Consider the following 2,842-nt stretch of genomic DNA (forward strand, 5'->3'; position numbering starts at 1 on the left):
TATGACCATACCAATTATGTCCAGTTGGGAAAAGCGTTGACCGAGGCTGGAAAACAAACTGACAAATTGATAAAAACGGTAAATTTTCTTAAGGAACAAAAGGAACGCATTGAAAAGGTAAGTGATGTCATCAAACAGCTAAAGGCCGTAAAAGAATTGGCAAAAAATAATGAACGCTTATTCAATGTTGTAAAAGATGATTTAAGGGCCATTTTAGATTCCCCTTTTATCAAGCCCGAAGAAATCGAACGGATTACCCATTCCTTTAATGCCATTATCGATAACGCCATTAAGGATGTCCAATTTATCAGTGAAATATTATCAAGTGATAATTTGAAAATGACCGATTCGGAACGTCTGGAAATGATTAAAGCCAAAGAAACACAATCCAATGAAATGGTAGCTGAGATCAATCAAAAAACGAGAATCTATCGTGAAATTATCGCTTTTCGGGAAATGCAGGACAAAATTAATAATAGGGAAGCAAAATATTAAAACATGTCGATAATCACGTTAAGCATAGGACTGGAATATATAGATGCTGTTTTTACCACGATTAAAAACAGTGATTTTTCCCAATATACCATTGCTGGAATGAAAACCTTGGCAGTACTCTTCTTTTTGGTCAATATCCTTAAGAAATACAATGAGGGAGTTGCCACAAAAGAAGGTTATACCTGGGGACTGACCCCCGCTGAGTTAGCAAAGAATTTAGCCATCGTCATCTTGGTGATTTTCTCTACGCAACTGTTAGGTGTTTTTGATAGTATCTTAGTGAATGTAGAAAGTCAATATGCCGATACCGCCCCAGCTTTATTGCCCTTGCAACTCCAGGATATTGATATAGAAACGGAGGTTGGGATAATAGATGCCGCCAAGAAAGCCATGGCATTATTGTACGAGGCATTGGTAACCCCATTCTTTGGCCTACGGATATTGTCCTTTATCATTGCCGTATTCTTGTGGCTATTGGATTTGTTTATCTATCCCTTGTTTTTGGCAGAACGTTTTTTTCTGTTGGGAATTATGCAAGCCTTTTTCCCTTTGGTCATCAGCTTGGCGGTTTTTGAAAAATTCAGGGAATTGGCCTATAATTTCTTTAAACTCTATGCTGGGGTATATATGCTCGTTCCCGCTTTTTTCTTGGTCAATATATTTATCAATAACATCTATACGGAAATCAACACGAATTTTTGGAATAATCTCTTTGGAACGGATTGGGGAGAACAGTATTTCGCACCCTTGATTGAATTTGGTTCGATAGGATTTATCGTGTTGTTAAAGTTCAAACTCTATCGTAGGGCGACAACATTTACGCTAAAACTATTCAGTGCCTAAGGCACATTTGATGATTGAACAAAGGACCTTGAATAATAAAAATAATCAAATACAAAATGAAAACACCTTATAAAAATATTTATACCCTTTTAAAACAAAATCGATTTATTGTCTTATCGGTGGTCATAGGAGCGGCACTTATAGCTATTGTCTCCGTATTTATGGTAGTGCATGTGTATAAACAATCCATAAACAATGCTTTTATGGTCAATACCGATGGCCATGTGATTCCGTTGGAATTGGTTTCACAAAAAGAAAATCTGGAAGTAGAAGCCAAATCCCATTTAGAGTTGTTTCATACCTATTTCTATAATATAGATGCCAGTAATTATGAAAAGAATTTGGCAAAAGCAATCTGGTTGGGAGACAGTACCGTAGATGCTATCTATAGACAGAAAAAATCCGATGGTGTCTATAACCGATTGTTGCAATATTCCTTGGTACAAAAGGTAATCCATATTGAATCGAAGGTGAATTTAGAAAAAGAGCCCTACCGGTTTGAATGTACGGTTTTATTTGAAATCAATCGGGGGACAGTAATTGACAGGTATGAATTGACGACCACCGGAGGTTTAATCCATGTAGAAAGAAATTTTCCGAACAATACACACGGGTTATTAATCACGAACTTTTTTGAAAAAACGTTGAAGAAAATCCAAGAGTAAAATCGAAGCCATAATCCTGAAATAAAATTAAAAATTATGAAGTTTAATAAAAAGAAAATTGTTTTCATTTTGATTCTGGTTTGCATTCTACTATACATAATAGCTTATTCCTTTACTTTATTTAAAAAAGATGAAGAAGCCGTTATCGAAAATAATGAAGCTCCTTTACCAGAACTCAAAGATGAACAAAAGGAATACAAATCAAAGTTGGATGCCCTCAATGACTTAAAAGAGGTGAGACAGACCAATGCCCCAAGTATTTATGACGAACGCTTGTTGGATTCCACAGGTACGTATGACCCTAATTTTATAGATAAGGACAAGCAACGCATCATAGACAGTATTTACCGTAACGGACAATTACACTATTCCCAAAACAGCAATAAAGGATCTCAACCAAAAACCAATAACCAACCTGTTAATACTTCCAAAGATTCCTTGAAGTTAATTCAAGAAAAATTCCTTTCGGCAAAAAGAATGGGTGTGGAGCACGAGCAATTTTTTGCTTCCAATCCATTACAAAACGAGAACACAAAAAAGAAGTCCAAAACGGACGAAGCCATTTATGTAGAAGTGGATGGCAATCAAGTCGTCAAAAAGAATTACCGATTGCGGATGCGGTTGACAAAAGATGCCACAATTAATGGAAAATTGGTTCCCAGAAACTCACTTATCTATGGTTTTATAAAATTCCAACCCAACAGAGCCATGATAGAAATCGAAAATGTCGACCATATGCCCACTAAATTAAAGGCCTATGACTATCAGGATGGTAGTGAAGGCATTTATGTAGAAAACAGTTTTAGGGGAGAAATCGCCAAAGAAGTCGCTGGGGAAAT

The 2,842-nt window shown here is 36.2% G+C and carries 4 protein-coding genes; all 4 read left to right on the forward strand.

The window, feature by feature from the left end; genetic code table 11:
- Nucleotides 1–495: conjugal transfer protein (locus tag UMM65_RS17500; RefSeq protein WP_321978453.1), on the forward strand; the 495-nt coding region annotated here is incomplete at its 5' end.
- 3 nt (nucleotides 496–498) lie between these two features.
- Nucleotides 499–1,338, forward strand: coding sequence for a hypothetical protein (locus UMM65_RS17505; protein ID WP_321978455.1), 840 nt, complete (start codon nucleotides 499–501; stop codon nucleotides 1,336–1,338).
- Nucleotides 1,339–1,394: 56 nt separating this feature from the next.
- Nucleotides 1,395–2,003 carry a conjugal transfer protein TraK gene (locus UMM65_RS17510; RefSeq protein WP_321978457.1) on the forward strand — a complete coding sequence of 203 codons (609 nt, stop codon included), beginning with the start codon at nucleotides 1,395–1,397 and terminating at the stop codon, nucleotides 2,001–2,003.
- A gap of 36 nt (nucleotides 2,004–2,039) precedes the next feature.
- On the forward strand, nucleotides 2,040–2,842 hold an 803-nt coding region (traM, locus tag UMM65_RS17515), incomplete at its 3' end, for a conjugative transposon protein TraM (protein ID WP_321978458.1).

The sequence above is a fragment of the Aureibaculum koreense genome (assembly GCF_034296135.1).
Classification (GTDB): domain Bacteria; phylum Bacteroidota; class Bacteroidia; order Flavobacteriales; family Flavobacteriaceae; genus Aureibaculum.